Source organism: Microbacterium sp. 3J1 (genome assembly GCF_001049495.1).
GTDB lineage: Bacteria > Actinomycetota > Actinomycetes > Actinomycetales > Microbacteriaceae > Microbacterium.
The window spans coordinates 1-16,458 of record NZ_CDWI01000014.1; the positions used below are offsets into that span (position 1 = coordinate 1).

7 protein-coding genes, 4 tRNA genes and 1 pseudogene are annotated in these 16,458 nt (G+C 69.9%); 3 read left to right on the plus strand and 9 right to left on the minus strand.

Translation table 11 applies throughout. The features are described from left to right. The 5 genes and pseudogenes from BN2660_RS14365 to BN2660_RS14385 all read right to left on the minus strand — a co-directional run. A pseudogene (locus tag BN2660_RS14365) lies at window positions 1–10,250 on the minus strand (DUF11 domain-containing protein); the annotation flags it as partial. Between the two features lie 231 nt (window positions 10,251–10,481). After that, window positions 10,482–10,862, minus strand: a complete 381-nt coding sequence (locus BN2660_RS14370) for a hypothetical protein (RefSeq protein ID WP_091233766.1) — start codon at window positions 10,860–10,862, stop codon at window positions 10,482–10,484. Between the two features lie 144 nt (window positions 10,863–11,006). Beyond that, window positions 11,007–11,078 (minus strand) — tRNA-Val (locus tag BN2660_RS14375). A 25-nt stretch (window positions 11,079–11,103) separates the two neighbouring features. After that, window positions 11,104–11,174: transfer RNA gene (locus BN2660_RS14380), tRNA-Cys, on the minus strand. Window positions 11,175–11,227: 53 nt separating this feature from the next. Further along, a tRNA-Gly gene (locus BN2660_RS14385) sits at window positions 11,228–11,300 on the minus strand. 152 nt (window positions 11,301–11,452) lie between these two features. On the opposite strand from BN2660_RS14385, the gene BN2660_RS14390 reads away from it, so the two are divergent. Together BN2660_RS14390 and BN2660_RS14395 are read left to right on the plus strand one after the other, a co-directional pair. Then, window positions 11,453–11,525 (plus strand) — tRNA-Val (locus BN2660_RS14390). A gap of 226 nt (window positions 11,526–11,751) precedes the next feature. Further along, entirely contained in the window at window positions 11,752–12,174 is a 423-nt protein-coding gene (locus BN2660_RS14395; protein ID WP_255305192.1) for a GIY-YIG nuclease family protein, read from the plus strand. Window positions 12,175–12,236: 62 nt separating this feature from the next. On the opposite strand, the gene BN2660_RS14400 is transcribed toward BN2660_RS14395, so the two are convergent. After that, window positions 12,237–12,620 carry an SPW repeat domain-containing protein gene (locus BN2660_RS14400; RefSeq protein ID WP_091233768.1) on the minus strand — a complete coding sequence of 128 codons (384 nt, stop codon included), beginning with the start codon at window positions 12,618–12,620 and terminating at the stop codon, window positions 12,237–12,239. Between the two features lie 99 nt (window positions 12,621–12,719). Between BN2660_RS14400 and BN2660_RS14405 the strand changes: the two genes are divergently transcribed. Next, window positions 12,720–13,373: a Pr6Pr family membrane protein gene (locus BN2660_RS14405; protein ID WP_091233772.1), complete on the plus strand. Its 654-nt coding sequence runs from the start codon at window positions 12,720–12,722 to the stop codon at window positions 13,371–13,373. On the opposite strand, the gene BN2660_RS14410 is transcribed toward BN2660_RS14405, so the two are convergent. The 3 genes from BN2660_RS14410 to zapE form a co-directional block, all read right to left on the minus strand. After that, window positions 13,352–13,918: a type II toxin-antitoxin system PemK/MazF family toxin gene (locus BN2660_RS14410; protein WP_091233774.1), complete on the minus strand. Its 567-nt coding sequence runs from the start codon at window positions 13,916–13,918 to the stop codon at window positions 13,352–13,354. The two genes, BN2660_RS14405 and BN2660_RS14410, sit on opposite strands and share 22 nt — an antisense overlap. Window positions 13,919–13,938: 20 nt before the next feature. Continuing rightward, on the minus strand, window positions 13,939–15,177 hold the full coding sequence (locus tag BN2660_RS14415; RefSeq protein WP_091233777.1) for an ammonium transporter: 1,239 nt from the start codon (window positions 15,175–15,177) through the stop codon (window positions 13,939–13,941). A gap of 115 nt (window positions 15,178–15,292) precedes the next feature. After that, window positions 15,293–16,342, minus strand: a complete 1,050-nt coding sequence (gene zapE / locus BN2660_RS14420; protein WP_091233780.1) for a cell division protein ZapE — start codon at window positions 16,340–16,342, stop codon at window positions 15,293–15,295. Window positions 16,343–16,458 lie beyond the last annotated feature (116 nt).

Consider the following 16,458-nt stretch of genomic DNA (forward strand, 5'->3'; position numbering starts at 1 on the left):
GCCGACAACGCGGCGCCCGGGACGATCGGCACGGCTGCGGATGCGGTCGAAGGGTCCAGGGTGCCGCGCACGGGGGTGCCTGTCACGGTGACGGCGTTCGCCACGGAGCCCGAGTCGACGTCGGACTGCAGCAGGGTGTATGTCGCGAAGGCGGTCGCCTCGGCACCCGGAGCGAGGATCCCGGGTGCGGCCGGGTCCGGCCACCTGATGTCCAGGGGGCTCAGCCCGGCCAGTCCGTCGTCGAACTCGACCTCGCTGATCGTCACGTCGCCGGTGTTGACGACCGAGAAGCGGAACTCCGCCGTGTCGCCCGTGCGACCGGTCGCGCCCGGCGCCAGGGTGCCGCGCTTGGTCGACGTGAGCGCCGGGCCTGCCGCCGCGAGCTCGGTCGTGACCTCGGCGTCCGGCGAAGTGACGTCGATCTCCGCGGCCGTCGACCCGGTGGCGGTGGCGGCGTTGATCACCTCACCGGCATCGACGTCACCTTGGCGCACCGTGTACTGCGCGGTGGCGGTCACCTCCTGCCCGGGCGCGAGGACGCCGGTCTCGCCGCTCGGCCAGGTGCCGAACACGATGCCGGAGATCCCTTCGAGGTCGTCCGCGATCGCGACGTCGGTGACCGTCGTGTTCCCGACGTTCCGCACGGCGAAAGAGTAGGAGATCGCGTCGCCGAGCACGCCGTCGCCCGAGAGCTGATCGTCCTTCGCGATCTCGAGCGCGGGCGCCCTCGTCTCGGTGCCCAGCGTGATCGTGTCCGATGCCGAGACCGCCGCAGCGGCCGGGGTGACCCCTGTCGCCGTCGCGGTGTTGCGAATTCCCGCGGCGTCCACGTCGGCCTGGGTCACGGTGTACTGCGCAGTCGCGGTCACCGTGGCTCCGGGGGCCAGCGAGCCGGGTGCGGCAGGCCACGCACCGAACGTGATCGCCGACAGCCCCGGCAGCGGGTCGCTCAGCGCGATGCGGTCGATCGTGACCGTGCCGGAGTTCGTCACGGCGAAGGTGAACACCACGGTGTCGCCGACGGCGAGGTCGTCGTCCTGCGACGCGGTCTTGACGAGCGTGAGTCCGGCAGTCGAGTCGATGGCCACCGTCGCCGGCGCCGTCGATGTCGCGACCGCGCCCGACGGGGCCGTCCCGCGACCCGTCACCAGGCCGACGATCGATCCCGCATCGACGTCGGCCTGCGTGAGCACGGTCGTGGCGGTCGCGGTGACCGATCCGCCGGGAGCGAGCACTCCCGCCTGCCCCTGCCACTGGTAGGCCGGCGCAGACGTCCCGGCCAGAGCGTCGGTCAGCGCGGACCCCGTCAGCGTCACATTGCCCGTGTTCCGCAGCGTGTACGTCCACGTGACCGTCGATCCCGTGACTGCACCCGCAGGAAGCGAGCCGGCGTTGGTCACCGCCACCGACGGCGTCGCCGCCTCCACAGGCACCGAGCTCTGAGGCGACGAGACCGAGACGGGCCCTCCGGGCGCGTCGCCCGTCGCGGAGGCGGTGTTCAGCACCCGCCCGGCGTCGACGTGCGCCTGGGTGATCTCGAGCGTCGCCGTCGCGGTGACGCTCTGGCCGGGGTCGAGGACGCCCGTGGCCCCCGGCCACTCGGCCGCGATGTCCGACAGACCCGCCAGCGGGTCGCTGATCACGATGTCGCTCACCGTCACGTTTCCGGTGTTGCGCAGGACGAACGTGTAGGTGATGTCGTCGCCTAGTCCGGCCTCGGCTGGGAGCGTAGTGCCGGACTTGGTGAGTCGCAGCTCAGAGCGTTGGGCTCCGGTGGCGACCTCGACGGAGTCCGTGGCCTCCACGCCCGCTCCGGTCGGCGTCGTACCCGTGGCGGTGACGGAGTTCGGGACGGACCCGACGTTGACATCCGCCTGGGTGATCTCGTACACGGCGACGGCGGTGGCCTGGGCGCCGGGCGCGAGGACGCCGGGGGCGTCCGCATCCGGCCAGGTCACGGTGGGAACCAGGCCGGGGATGCTGTCGGCGAGATCGACGTCCGTGAGCGTGACGTTGCCGGTGTTGACCACGACGAAGTCGAAGCGGATGTCGTCGCCGGCCTCTCCGTCGTCGACGCCGTCACCGACGACCGTGCCGTCCTTCGTGACCGAGACGGAACCGGCAGCCGTGATCGGCACCGTGACTTCGGCGTTCTCGGTGATCGTCGCTCCGCCGGGTGCGACGCCGGATCCGCTCACGACGTTGTCCACGCCGCCGGCATCGACGTCGGCCTGTGTGAGCGCGTAGGTCGCCGTGGCGGTGACCACCTGGTTCGGGGCGAGCACTCCTTCGGCAGCCGGCCACGCGAACGTGAGACCCGAGACGGCAGGGTCCAGGTCAGTGAGGGTGACCCCGGTCAACGTCACGTTGCCGGTGTTGCGGAGCGTGAACGCATACCGGACGATGTCCCCCGCACGCGCTGCGGTCCCGGCGGGGAGAGCGCCCGTCTTGGTCACCTCGATGTCGGGCGTCTGGGCCGCGGTCTGAGTCACGACTGCATCGGACGGGTCGGTGACTCCCGGTCCGGTCGGGGGCGTGCCCGTGGAGCTTGCGGTGTTCGTCACCGAACCCGCGTCGAGGTCTCCTTGGGTGATCCGATGGGTCGCCGTCGCGACCACGGATTGGCCCGGCTGCAGGGTGCCGTTCGCGCCAGGCCACGGACCGTAGGCGAGCGGACTCAGGCCGGGTGCGGGATCGGAGATCGCGACCCCGGTGAGCGTGACGTTCCCGGAGTTCGTGGCCCGGATCGTGTAGGTGATGAGATCGCCGAGCTGGCCGCTTCCGCCGACGGCTGCCGACTTGGTGGTGAGGATTGCCGGTGCGGCGGCCGCTGTGTCGAGCACGATGTTCTGCGATGTCGCGGAGACGGCGGCGCCCGTCGGAGGGCGGCCGGATGCCGTCGCGACATCGGCGATCGATCCTGCGTTCACATCGCTCTGGCGCACCTGGTACGTCGCGGTCGCGGTGATGCTCTGATTGGGAGCCAGGGTGCCGGGAGTACCCGAAGCCCATGTGCCGTAGGCGATGGCGGAGAGCCCGCTGTGCGGATCGGTCACCGCCACGCCCGTGAGCGTGACGTTTCCCGCATTGCGCACGGTGTACGTGTACGTGATCGTGTCTCCGACCGACCCGGAGCCCGCCGTGTAGGCACCGGACTTCTGGATAGTGATCGCCGGAGCCGAGCTCAGCGGCACCGTTCCGGACCCTGACGCGGAGGGGGCCTGGCCGCGTGCCGGAGCGCCTGTCGCCGTCGCGGTGTTCGCGATCGATCCCGCGTCCACGTCCGTCTGTCGAACGGTCGAGGTGGCCGTGGCGGTCACCGACTGTCCGGGAAGAAGCACCCCGTCGGTGCCGCTCGGCCAGGTGCCGTAGGTGAGCGCGCTGATGCCGGGCAGGGAGTCCGACGCGGTCACCCCCGAGAGCGTGACGTTGCCGGTGTTGCGGATCGTCACAGTCCAGGTCACGGTCTCCCCCGCCACCCCCGTGGCACCCGACGGCAGGGCCCCTGACTTCACGACCTGCAGGCGCGGATCGCTCGCAGCCGTCGGGGTCGTCACGGTGCCGGATGCCGCGCTGACCCGCGTGTCGTTGGGCGCGAGCGCGCTTCCCGTCGCGACGTTCACGAGAGCACCCGCGTCGACGTCGGCCTGAGTGAGCGTGCGGCTCGCCGTGGCGACGACCTGCGCCCCGGGGGCGAGCACTCCGGCGGCTCCCGGCCAGGCGTAGACGAACGGTGTGAGGCCGGGGAGCGGATCCGTGACCTGGACACCGCTGAGTGTGACGTTACCGGTGTTCGTCACCCGCACGGTGTAGTCGACGACGTCGCCGACGGCGCCGGTTCCCCCGACGGAGGCGGACTTGACGGTCGTCAGGCCAGGACCGGCGGCGACCGTCGCGAGCGTGACCGTCGGGGAGTCCGCGCCGACAGGGGGTCCGGTGGGCGGGGCGCCGGTCACGCGGGCATTGTTGCGCACCGACCCCGAGTCGACGTCGGCCTGGGTGACCGTGTACGTGGCTGTGCCGACGACCTGCTCGCCGGGAGCGAGCGTTCCGGGTGTGGCCGGCCATGTCAGCGCGATCGGGCTGAGCCCCGCGTGCGGGTCGACGACATCGACGCCGGTCAGGGTCACGTTGCCCGCGTTGCGCGCCGTGAAGGTGTACGTGATGACGCTGCCGACCGCGCCGGTGCCCTGCGTGTAGGCACCGGTCTTGCCGAGAGTGAGCAGCGGACCGGCGATCAACGGCAGCGTGGCGGCCGCCGTCGCCTGCACCGGGGCTCCGGAGGGCGGGGTGCCGGTCGCGGTGGCGGTGTTGGCGACCGACCCGGCATCCACGTCGGCCTGCGTCAGGGCGCGGGTGGCCGTGGCCGTCGTGCTCTGCCCGGGCTGAAGGGTTCCCGATGGACCCGGCCAGGCCGAGAATGCGATCGCTGAGAGGCCCGGCAGTGGGTCGCTGAGACCGATGCCGGTGAGGGTGACGTTGCCGGGGTTGCGCACGGTGAAGCTGTACGTCACGACGTCGCCTGCGCGGCCGGTCGCGCCGGGCGCCAGGCTCGCGGTCTTGTCGAGGGTCACTCGCGGTGCGGCAGCGGCCGTCGCGGTCTCCACCTCGGGCGAGGAGTCGGCGATCGAGCCACCACCCGGCGCGGTGGCCGTGGCCGAGGCCGTGTTGCGGATCGCGCCGGTGTTCACGTCCGCCTGGGTGATGACATAGGTCGCGCGGGCGGTCGCCGCCTGCCCCGGGGCGAGCACGCCCGCCGTCGCCGGCCACGACACCGCGAGCGCCGAGAGCCCGGGCAGCGGGTCGCTGATCGTCACGCCGGTGAGTGTCTGGTTTCCGGTGTTCTCTGCGCGGATCGTGTAGGTGATGACGTCGCCGACGCGATTGCCTGCACCCGCGCTGGCGCTCTTCGTCACCGTGAGCGCGGGCGCGGGGGTGACCGTCGGCACGACGGCCACGCCTGAGGTCGCACTCACGACGGCGCCGACGGGTGGACGACCGCTGACGGTGGCGGTGTTGCGCACCGATCCGGCATCGACATCCGCCTGGCGCACGGTGTAGGTGGCCGTTCCCGTCGCGGTCTGTCCCGGGGCGAGCGTGCTCGCCGCGCCCGGCCAGGTGATCGTCGGGGTGCCGAGACCGGCGAGATCGTCGGTGAGGGCGATGCCGTTGAGGGTGACGTTGCCGGAGTTGCGGATGCTGAAGGCGAACGTGATCACGCTGCCCACCCCGCCGGTCCCACTCGTGACCGACCCGGTCTTGGCGACGGCGATCGAGGGCACGGGCGCGATGCGCACGGTCGACGGGGCGGTCGACGTCACTGCGGCGCCTCGGGGCGGCGCGCCCGTCGCGGTCGCCGTGTTCACGACCGATCCCGCGTCCACGTCCGACTGCCGCACTGTGTACGTCGCGGTTCCCGCGACGCTCTCGCCCGGCTGCAGGACTCCGCTCGCACCGGTCCACCCGGACAGCGCGACCGGTGTCGCACCGATGAGCGGGTCCACGAGCGAGACCCCCGAGAGGGTGACGTTGCCCGAGTTGCGTACGGTGAACGCGTAGCTGATGGTGTCGCCCGCGGCGCCGGAGCCGTTCAGGGTGCCGACCTTGGAGACCGCCAGAGACGGCGCACTCGCCACCGTCGGGGTCGTGACGACTCCGGACGCCGCAGACACGCTCGAGCCGCCTCCCGACCCGGTCGCGGACGCCGTGTTGGTGATCGCCCCGGCGTTCACGTCCGCCTGCGTGACGGTGTATGCCGCCGTCGCGACCACAGACGCCCCGGGTGCGAGCGTCCCGGATGCGCCGGGCCAGTCGTACTGGAGCTCACCGAGTCCCGCGAGCGGATCGGCGATACGTATGCCGGTGAGAGTGACGTTGCCGGTGTTGCTCGCGCGGAAGCTGTAGGTGATGATGCTGCCGACTCCCCCGCCTCCCCCCGAGGCCGTCTTCGTGATCGCGATCCCCGGTGCCGCCGCGACCGTCGCAACCGTCACCTCGCCGGAGGAGGCGTCGATGGCGGGGCCGGTCGGCGGCGTGCCGCGCACGCTCGCAGTGTTGCGCACAGCGCCGGAATCGACGTCGGACTGCCGCACGGTGTAGGTCGCCGTGGCGGTCACCGTCTGATTCGGCTGCAGCGTCCCCGCGGTGCCGGGCCACGTGTAGGTCAGCGCCGAGAGGCCTTCGTGCGGGTCGCTGATGGCCACGCCGGTCAGCGTCACGTTCCCCGTGTTGCGGGCCGAGAAGGAGTAGGTGACGGTGCTGCCGACGGAGCCGTTGCCCTCGGTCAGCGCGCCGGTCTTCGAGATCACGATGCCCGGGGCGGAGGCGAGTGAGACCGTCGCCGGCGCCGTGCTGGTCACGGCGGCCCCGCTCGGCGGCGTTCCCGTGCCGGTCGCGGTGTTGCTGACGGCTCCCGAGTTCACGTCGGTCTGGGTGATGACCGAGGCGGCGGTCGCGGTCACCGTCTGCCCGGGCTGGAGCACGCCCGTCGTGCCACTGGGCCAGGTTCCGTAGGTCGGGGCCGAGATGCCCGGCAGCGAATCCGTGACGGAGACCCCGCTCAGTGTGACGTTCCCGGCGTTCCGGAGTGTGATCGACCAGACGATCGTGTCGCCCGCACGTCCCGAGGAGCCGCTCTGAAGCGCACCGCTCTTCGTCGTCACGATGCCGGCCGACGCAGGCACGGTGTTCGTCGTGACAGTGCCGGAGGTGCTCGTCACGGGGGTGGCGCCGTAGGACGCGGTCGACGACGCGACGTTGCGCACCGAACCGGCGTTCACATCCGCCTGCCGGATCGTGTACGTGGCCGTGCCGGTGACGGTCTGTCCCGGCGCGAGGGTGCCGCCGGTCCCCGGCCAGCTGTAGGCGAAGGCCGACAGACCGGCCAGCGTGTCCGAGATCGCGACGCCGGTGAGCGTCACGTTGCCCGTGTTCGTGGTGCGGACGGTATAGGTCACGACGTCGCCCACAGCGGCGCTGCCCGAGACCGTCGCGGTCTTGGTGGTCGTGCTCGCGGGCGCCGCCGCGACCGTGTTCACCCGGGTGGTCGGCGAGGTGCCCGCGACGGATGAACCGCCGGGCGTGCGTGCCGACGCGGTGGCGGTGTTGGTCACCGCACCGGCGTCGACGTCGGCTTGACGGATGGTGTACGTCGCTCGGCCCTGCACCGTCTGCCCGGGGGCGAGGGTTCCGGCAGTGCCCGGCCAGCTGTAGGTGATCGCCGAGAGGCCCGCGAGCGGGTCGGCGATCGCGACCTGCGTCAGAGTCACGTTGCCGTTGTTGGTCGCCGAGAACGAGTAGGTGACGGTGCTGCCGACGCCGCCCGTGCCGGCCGTCACCGACCCCGACTTCAAGACGGCGAGTGCGCCGCTCGGGCTGACGGGCAGCGTGAACGACCGCGCCTGGCTCACGCGCGCACCGCTCGGCGGCAGGGCGGTCGCCGTCGCCGTGTTGGCGACGGCGCCGGCATCCAGATCGGTCTGCGTCAACGTATAGGTGGCCACCGCGGTCACGGCCTGTCCGGGCGCGAGCACTCCGGGCGTTCCGGGCCAGGTGTAGGTGAGGCCCGAGAGGCCCGGCAGCGGGTCGGCGATGGCCGTCTGGGTGAGCGTGACGTTGCCGCTGTTGACGAGACGGAACGAGTAGGTGACGACATCACCGGCGCGGCCGGTGCTTCCCGGGGCGAGCGCACCGGTCTTGGTCAGGGTCACGGCGGGCGCAGACGCGGCGGTCGAGACGACCGACTGGCTCGTCGGCACCGTGAGCGTGGCGCCCGCGGGAGTCCTCGCCGTTCCTGTGGCCGTGTTCCGCACGGCGCCCACATCGACGTCCGCCTGGGCGATCGTGTATGTCGCCGTCGCCGTGACGGACTGCCCCGGGGCGAGGGTCCCGGCGACGCCCGGCCATGCGTAGTTGAGAGTCGACAATCCCGGAAGCGGATCCGTGAACGCCACGCTCGTGAGCGTCGTGTTGCCGGAGTTGCGTGCGGTGAAGGTGTAGGTGATGGTGCTGCCCACCCCGCCGGTGCCCTGAGTGACGGATCCCGACTTCGTCGTCGTGAGCCCGGGTGCGGAGGCGATGGTGGGGACGGTGACCTGTGGGGAGGAACCGGAGACCGTGGCGCCGCCCGGTGTACGGGCGGTGGCTGTGGCGGTGTTGCGGACGCTGCCTGCATCCACATCCGCCTGGGTGATCGTGTAGAAGGCGGTCGCTGTCGCTGCCTGGCCCACGGGGATGACCCCGGCTGTCGTGGTGGGCCAGGTGATCACCGGAGGCGAGAGGCCGGGCAGCGGATCGACGAGCGACGCATTGGCGAGCGTCACGTTGCCGGTGTTGCGGATGGTGAACGTGTAGTTGATGCGATCGCCCACACGACCGGTCGCGCCGCTCGCCAGTGCACCCGTCTTGGTGACGGTGACGGTTCCCGCCGCCGCGATCGGAGTCACGCGGTTGGCCGATCCGGACGGCCGGATGCCGCCGTCGTCGTCTGCGGCGCTGACCGTCGCCGTGTTCGCCACCGCACCGGCATCCACGTCGCTCTGAGTGAGGGTGTACGTCGCCGTGGCGCTGACCGACTGCCCTGCGGTGAGGGTCCCCGCTGTTCCCGGCCAGGCTCCGAAGGTGATCGGGGAGAGTCCGACGAGCGGGTCGGTGATGACGATGTCGGTCAGCGTCGACTGGCCGGTGTTCGTCACGGTGAACGTGTAGACGACGACGTCCCCCGCCCGGCCGGTTCCTCCCGGAGCAAGAGCGCTCGTCTTGGAGAGGCTGATGGCGCTGAGCAGCACCGTCGTGCTGTCGCTGTCCTGCGCGAGGAAGTCCCCGACCGCCGTCCGCGCGGTCGCATCGGCGGTCGAGACGTACCCGGTGGCCGACGGAGCGGTGGCCGTGCACGTGTAGGTCGTCGTCTGCAGCGGTGCCAGCGTCACTGCGCCGAGATTGCGGGCGCAGTTCGCCTGATCGTCGGTGATTACGATGTTGCGCAGCGTGCCGGCGCCGGTGTTCGTGATTCGGACGGTGAAGGTGGCGAGCTCGCCGGACGTCCGGGACTGGGTGTCGGCGGTGCCGTTGAAGGTCTTGACGATCTGCAGACCGGCGGTCGGAACCGACAGCATGGCGTTCCGCAGCAGATACGAATCACCCGAGGTTCCCAGACGGAGGTTGACCGTCGAGTCCCCCGCCACGACGTTCGGCAGACCGACGGTCGCGACGTCGACGTTCTGATTGGTGAACGCGGTGCCCGTGGTCCCGGCGTACCGCACCGAGCCGACCGCACGCGAGATGCCGACGTTGCCCGACGCGCCTGCCGCGTTCGGTATCTCCGAGTAGGTCGTCGAGCCGCCCCTCGAGTACGAGGCGGAGTCTCCGGTGATGTTGCGGTCGCCCTCGAAGAGGGTGAAGCCCGCGCGCGTTCCGGCGGCGACGGCGGTGAAGCCGTTGAACGCGACCGTGAGGTCCGCGTCGTTCGCGCCCTGACGAACGTGGCCCTCGTAATAGATGATGTTGTGCGGCACCGACGCCGGGTTGTCGGGGATGAAGGTGCCGTAGTCGTAGACGACGTTGATCGACCAGCCCGCGTAGCAGCCCGCCCCCGTCGGGGTCCAGATGTTGCCCGCGGAGATCGAGATCTCTGACCCGGTCGTGACGGAGGCGAAGGCCGAGGTCACGTCGGCGCTGCCGGAATAGTAGAGCGCGGTCGCCTGCGACGCAGGGTCCTGCAGCATGCTCTGCGGGGAGACGTTGATGATGGGGCCCCCGCCGACCTTCACCTGCACGGCGCGGGAGGTGTACCCGGTGGCGCTTCCCGTCGGCATCGTCGCCACACCTCGCGCGGCGGAGTACTGCGAGCAGAGACGGCGCGTGTCGCCCGTGTAGACGCCCGTGTTGGCGCTCCACGTGAGGAAGGCCTTGACCACGGTCGCCCCCGCGGGGATCGTCATCGTCGCGCTGCTCGAGTTCGACGTGAATCCGGAGACGGCATTTGTCTGGGTCATGACGAAGTTGTCGTTGACGTTCGCGGTGTTGGCGTTCGACGCCGCATGCAGCTCGGTGCAGGTGCCGTTGGCGGTCGTACCGGTCGTGGCCGTGCAGCCGAGCACGCCGTTTCCGGCCATGATGAAGTCGCCGTTGACGTTCGCCTGGTAGTTCGGCGTCGTGCCGGAGTTGGTGCCCCACTGCACGACGGCGGCCTCAGCGGCCTGCGGAGCGCCGAGCGTGAAGCCGGCGGCGATCACGGCGATGGCGGTGGTCATGGCGATGGCGGACCTTCGCCACCCACGCCGAACACCGCCTCCCCCGCGCATGATCCACCCCCCTCAGAGCGACGTCTCCCTCTCCCCGGGAGGACGTTTCACCCACCCTAGGCGAACTCATAGGTGGTGGCAATGGTGCGGATGTGACCAATGGGACGTATCGCGAAGACGGCGTCCGCTATCGGAACAGTTCGGCTTGCCGGGGGCTCTGCGGGCGTCAGGCGTCAGGCGTCAGCGCGCAGCGATCTGGGCGAGGAACTCACGGGCCGCATCCTCAGACACCACGTATCCGAGTTCCGCCGCCTTCGCCACGAGTGTCGACGCCGTCTCGTCGGTGGGCTGCGGGTCGGCCGGGTCGAGGCCGATGACACGAAGGGCCTCGTCACGCTGCTCCGGACCTGCACTCTCCCAGACGTCGCTCATGACCTGCACCTGCTCGACGGCGACCGCGGCGGGATCGTCGGCGGCAGGCGACACGGCCGCCGCGGGCGGAGGGGTCTGCGGGGCCGACTCCGAGGGGGCCGGCGTCGGCGTCGGCGTCGGGGCGCTGCACCCGGCCAGCGCCAGGGCCAGCAGGGTGCCTCCGAGGGCCGTTCGCAGTCTCGAGCTCATCACGGACGCGAGCCTATCGACGCCTGCTGGGAGAAAGCCCGAGCAGGTCACGCCGCGGGACGGTCGTGCTCGCGTCCTGCGGTCCGGATGCCCGCGATGTCGAGACGCACGAAAAAACCCCCGGTGAACCGGGGGTTTTGTCTGTGCGCGATACTGGGATCGAACCAGTGACCTCTTCCGTGTCAGGGAAGCGCGCTACCGCTGCGCCAATCGCGCCCGTGTGGGCTATTCAGTTACAGAGAGGTGGCGACGGGATTCGAACCCGTGTAAACGGCTTTGCAGGCCGGTGCCTAGCCGCTCGGCCACGCCACCGTGTGGATTGACCCCACGTGCGGAAGGCCCTCCGAAGAAGGCCCCTGCACTTGAGCGGATGACGAGACTCGAACTCGCGACCCCAACCTTGGCAAGGTTGTGCGCTACCAACTGCGCTACATCCGCGTTGTCCCGGTTGACTGCCCCGAGCACTTGATAAACATTAGCCGATGATCGGCGGCTCTCCAAACCGGAACCGAATCTCGCGCGTGTCCGTGCCGCTGGTCATCGGCTCGTCCAGGCGTCGGGTAGTATCGGTTGACGTACCCCACGGGTATGGGCGATTGGCGCAGTTGGTAGCGCGCTTCCTTCACACGGAAGAGGTCATCGGTTCGAGTCCGGTATCGCCCACCGATGACAACCCCGCCTGGCTGAGCCGGCGGGGTTCTCCTTTTGTCCGGCACCCGCAGCACGCGAGCCAGGTCCGCGCGTGCGCGCATCTCCAGAAGCCATGTGCGCCTGCGAAGGCAGGATGCGGCGAATCCGGACTCGTGAAGCGCGATCCGACGCGCGAGGCGATCGCGCGTGCCCGGTGAGGCAGAGGGCAGCGTCTGTGACCCCGACTATCGTTCTGCGGGTGAAGAGCACTCCCCTCCCCGGCCCGTGCGGCTGCTGCGGTCGCGTCCGAGGCGTCCGCGTCGGCACGGCCCTGCTCTGCGACTGGTGCGGGTGGCGTTACGGAGACGTCCCCGACGACGATCTCGCACGTCCGGTGATCGAGGTCGTCTACTACATCCGCTACGACCGTCGCGTGAAGATCGGAACGAGCAGGCGCCCCCGGCAGCGCCTGTCGAGCATCCGGCATGAGGAGCTGCTGGCGTTCGAGCGGGGCGGCAGAGACGTCGAGCAGGCTCGGCACCGGGAGTTCGCCGCTATCCGCGAGGGGGGCGAGTGGTTCACGCTGACGACGGAGCTGCGGGCGCACATCGCTTCGCTGCAGAGGGTGTCCGACCCATGGCAGCTGCACGCCCGGTGGACCGCCGAGGCCCTGCGCGGCTGACCGCGGGTGCGCAGAACTGAGGCCCCGCACGGGACCGATACCGTGCGGGGCCTCAGGGTCTATCAGGCGCGGGCCGTGGCCTTGACCGACGCGGGCTGCGGCTGCGAGAACAGCACCACGATGATCACAGCGACACCCACGACGACGTGGGGCACCCAGACGTTCGGCGCCTCGGTGGAGAAGCCGAAGATCCACGGCGACAGCGCCAGGAACAGGCTGGCGACGATGTCGAAGACGAGGTGGACGGGCATCGGGATGAACCCGAAGGGGCCCCACTCGTACTTCGTGAACAGGCTGTAGACGATGAGGCCCACGCCGAGCACGATCGGGATGATGACGGCAGGGCCGCCGACGCCGGCGAAGCCGAACAGCCACGGCGCGACGATCAGTGCCGCTCCGACGACGTAGTCGAGAATTCCGTGGACCTTGGTGGGGATGAAGCGCATGATTCCTCCTTGGTGGCGTCGCCGCTGTCGTGCGACTCACAGATGGTTCGCAGCAGTCAGCGAAACGGATTGGGGGCGTCCGGCTCCTAGGCTGATCGGATGCCGTCAGCAGCCGTGCTTCGTCGAATCGCCGTGGGACGACTCGTCGTCGCCGCATCCGTTCTCGTCGTCCTCGGTGTCGCCTATGTGCTCGGGATACCGGCTGAGGGCGCGAGTCCCTTCGACTACTTCGGGTACTTCACGAATCTGACGTGTCTGCTCGCCGCACTCGTCCTGGCGGTCACCGCCGCGCTCATCCTGTACGAGCGACCCGTCCCGCGCCGACTCGTCGACGCCCGTGCCGTCGTGGTGTCCTGCATCATCATCGTGGGCCTCGTGTACAACGTGCTCGTGCCCGGGACGGGCAGCGCGCCCCCATGGGTCGGCGTCACGCTCCACGTCGTGTTCCCCGCCGCTCTGGTCGTCGACTGGCTGCTCGTCGGCGACCGGCCTCCCCTGCCGTGGTCGCGCCTCTGGATCGTGCTCCCGTACCCGCTGCTCTGGCTCATCGTCGTGCTGATCAGAGGCGTGACAGACGGGTGGGTGCCGTATGGATTCCTGCTTCCGGAACGCGGCGCCGCATCCCTGCTGATGCACACCGCGGGTCTCCTCGCAGCACTCCTGGCCGCCGGCGCCGCCGTCTGGGCGCTCAGCCGGATCCCCGGCGCGGTGCGGTCACCGGGCAGTGATCGTCAGGCTGTGCCCCAGCCGTAGCGTCGGGCGAGTGCCGACGCGATTCGTCCGTAGCGCGTCCGATCCAGCACGGCGGCCTCCCGACGAAGCCCGGTCTCATGCACGCTGTAGAGCTGCTCGATGTCCACCCAGGACTCGCGCCCCTGCGAATCCCACGCGCCGGAGCCGATGGACAGGTAGTCCCGTTCTCCGTCGTGCGCTCTGCTGGTCATCCGCACGGCGAACACGCGATCCGACGAGTGCCTGCCGATCACGAGCACCGGACGGTCCTTTCCGCGGCCATCGTTCTCCTCGTACGGCACCCAGGTCCAGACGATCTCGCCCGCGTCCGGGGCACCGTCGCGGTCCGGCGCATAGCCGATCCGCAGGTCGTCGATCCTCGAGGGGTCCACGCGCACTGTGGCGGTGCCGTTCGCGCCCCCCGACTCGGGTGCGCGGGATGCTGCAGTCGGGCGCAGACGCGAGACCGGGCGTCTCGGACTCTGTGTCCGAGACGCCCGGTCTGATCCGAATGCGTTGCGCAGGATCTCCGCGAGTGCCGTCAGGATGCCGTTCGTGTTGCTCACACGGTCACCCTAACCGCAGGTCACGCGTCCGCGAGTGCGTAACCCTCCTCGCCGTGGACGACCTGGTCGACACCGGCGATCTCGTCTTCGTTGGTGACGCGGAAGCCGATCGTCTTCTCGATCGCGAAGCCGATGATGAAGGCGACGACGAAGGAGTAGATCAGCACGCCGAGCGCTGCGATCACCTGGACGGCGAGCTGGCGGGCGTCTCCGCCGACGAAGAGGCCGGTGCCGGTGGCGAAGAATCCGAGGTAGACGGTGCCGATGAGACCGCCGACGAGGTGGATGCCGACCACGTCGAGCGAGTCGTCGAAGCCGAGGCGGAACTTCAGCTCGACGGCCAGGGCGCAGACGATACCCGCGACGGCTCCGAGCAGGAGGGACCAGCCGGGCGTCAGGTTGGCGCAGGCCGGCGTGATCGCGACCAGACCGGCGACGGCACCCGATGCGGCACCGACGGAGGTGGGCTTGCCGTCCTTGATCTTCTCGATGAGGATCCAGCCGAGGATCGCAGCGGCCGTTGCGCCGAGGGTGTTGAGGCCGATGAGCCCGACACCGCCCATGTCCTCCGCGAGCCACTCGGCACCGGCGTTGAAGCCGAACCAGCCGAACCACAGCAGCGCAGCGCCGAGGAGGGTGAGCGGCACGTTGTGCGGCTTCAGGATGCCCTTCTGGAAGCCGATCCGCTTGCCGAGGACGATCGCGAGGGCGAGGGCCGCAGCACCCGCGTTGATGTGCACCGCGGTGCCACCGGCGTAGTCGATGACGCCGATGCCGCTGTCCTCGCCGAAGAGCGTGGTGCCGAGGTTCATGATCCATCCGCCGCCCCAGACCCATGCGGCGACCGGGAAGTAGCCGACGGTCGCGAAGACGCCGGCGAAGATGAGCCAGCTGCCGAACTTCGCGCGGTCGGCGATGGCGCCGGAGATGAGCGCGACCGTGATGATCGCGAACGTCGCGCCGTAGGCCACGCCGAGCAGGGCGACGTTCGAGCCCTCACCCGAGGCGAGGCTGGAGAGGCCGATGTCGGCGAACGGGTTGCCGGCGAAAGCGGTCGGGCTGTCGACGGCGCTCATCGAGAATCCGAAGAGGATCCAGAGCACGGCCACGAGTCCGATCGAGCCGAAGCTCATCATCATCATGCTGACGACGCTCTTGGCCTTCACCAGACCGCCGTAGAAGAAGGCGACGCCGGGCGTCATGAGCAGGACGAGGGCGGTCGCGGTGATCGCCCAGGAGATGTTGCCTGGAGAATCCATAGTCAAACCTCACATTCGGGAAACTGAGAGCTTCAGTGTGACGAGGCCCGATTTCCGGGATGCGTGAAGTTTGTTGCGATGACGTTACAGGCGCGCTCCGTGTGTGAACATCGCGTTACGCGGCGCTGCGATCCGCGTGTGTAAGTGCATTGAGTCTGGAGATAGCCCGCAGGTACTTCTTGCGGTATCCCCCGCCGAGCATCTCCTCCGCGAACACCTGGTCGAGGCTCACACCGGTCGCGACGATGGGGATCTGCGCGTCGTACACGCGGTCCACGAACGCCACGAAGCGAAGCGCCTCCGACTGGTCGGTCAGGACGCGCACGTCCTGCAGCCCCACGAGATCCAGGCCGGTGATCACACGCAGATAGCGCGAGGGATGAACGCGGGCCAGATGACGGATGACGTCGTCGAAGGAGTCATCGGATGCCGTGCCGGCCGCCGCTCCCGCCTCGAGCGCCTGCGCGTACTCGTCGGCGGAGCTCACGACCGCGTGCCCGTCCAGGGCGCGCTGACGGAAGTCGACCCCGTCGATGCGGATCGTCTGGAAGCTGTCGGACATGGCGTGGATCTCGCGGAGGAAGTCCTGCGCGGCGAATCGCCCCTCGCCCAGCGCGTTCGGCGGTGTGTTCGACGTGGCGGCCAGTTTCGTCCCCGTGGGCACCAGCTCGCCCAGGAGCCGCGTCATGACCATGGTGTCGCCGGGATCGTCGAGCTCGAACTCGTCGATGCACAGCAGATCAGCGCCCTTGAGGAGGTCGACGGTGTTCTTGTACCCCAGGGCTCCGACGAGCGCCGTGTACTCGATGAAGGATCCGAAGTACTTCCGGCGAGCGGGCATCGCGTGGTAGATCGACGCGAGCAGATGGGTCTTGCCCACGCCGAACCCACCGTCGAGGTAGACGCCCGGCTTGACCTCCGGCTCCTTCTTCGCGCGGCTGAAGAACCCTCCGCGCTTGGCCGGCGCCGCGCGTCCCGCGAAGCGGATCAGCGTGTCCTTCGCCTCCTCCTGCGACGGGTAGGCCGGATCGGCGCGGTAGCTGTCGAAGGTCGCGCCGTCGAACTGCGGCGGCGGGACGAGACTCGCGAGCATCTCGGGGCCGCTGACGGTCGGCTGGCGATCGGTGAGGTGCACGATGCCCGTGCGGGTGGGCGTGTCGGTCATCACGGTCCTGAATCGGGTGGGCACCTGTGTCGAAGTCTTACGAATCGGGTGCAGGGCGCACGGCGTGGATCTATCGTCGAAGTGACGGCTCCACATTACGCCGTCGCTACCCGCAC

Bases quoted from the DNA above. Each gene is read 5' to 3' on its own strand.
- BN2660_RS14370 (WP_091233766.1), bottom strand. From the start codon at position 10,862: ATGAGCTCGAGACTGCGAACGGCCCTCGGAGGCACCCTGCTGGCCCTG.
- BN2660_RS14400 (WP_091233768.1), bottom strand. From the start codon at position 12,620: ATGCGCTTCATCCCCACCAAGGTCCACGGAATTCTCGACTACGTCGTC.
- BN2660_RS14405 (WP_091233772.1), top strand. From the start codon at position 12,720: ATGCCGTCAGCAGCCGTGCTTCGTCGAATCGCCGTGGGACGACTCGTC.
- BN2660_RS14415 (WP_091233777.1), bottom strand. From the start codon at position 15,177: ATGGATTCTCCAGGCAACATCTCCTGGGCGATCACCGCGACCGCCCTC.
- zapE (WP_091233780.1), bottom strand. From the start codon at position 16,342: ATGACCGACACGCCCACCCGCACGGGCATCGTGCACCTCACCGATCGC.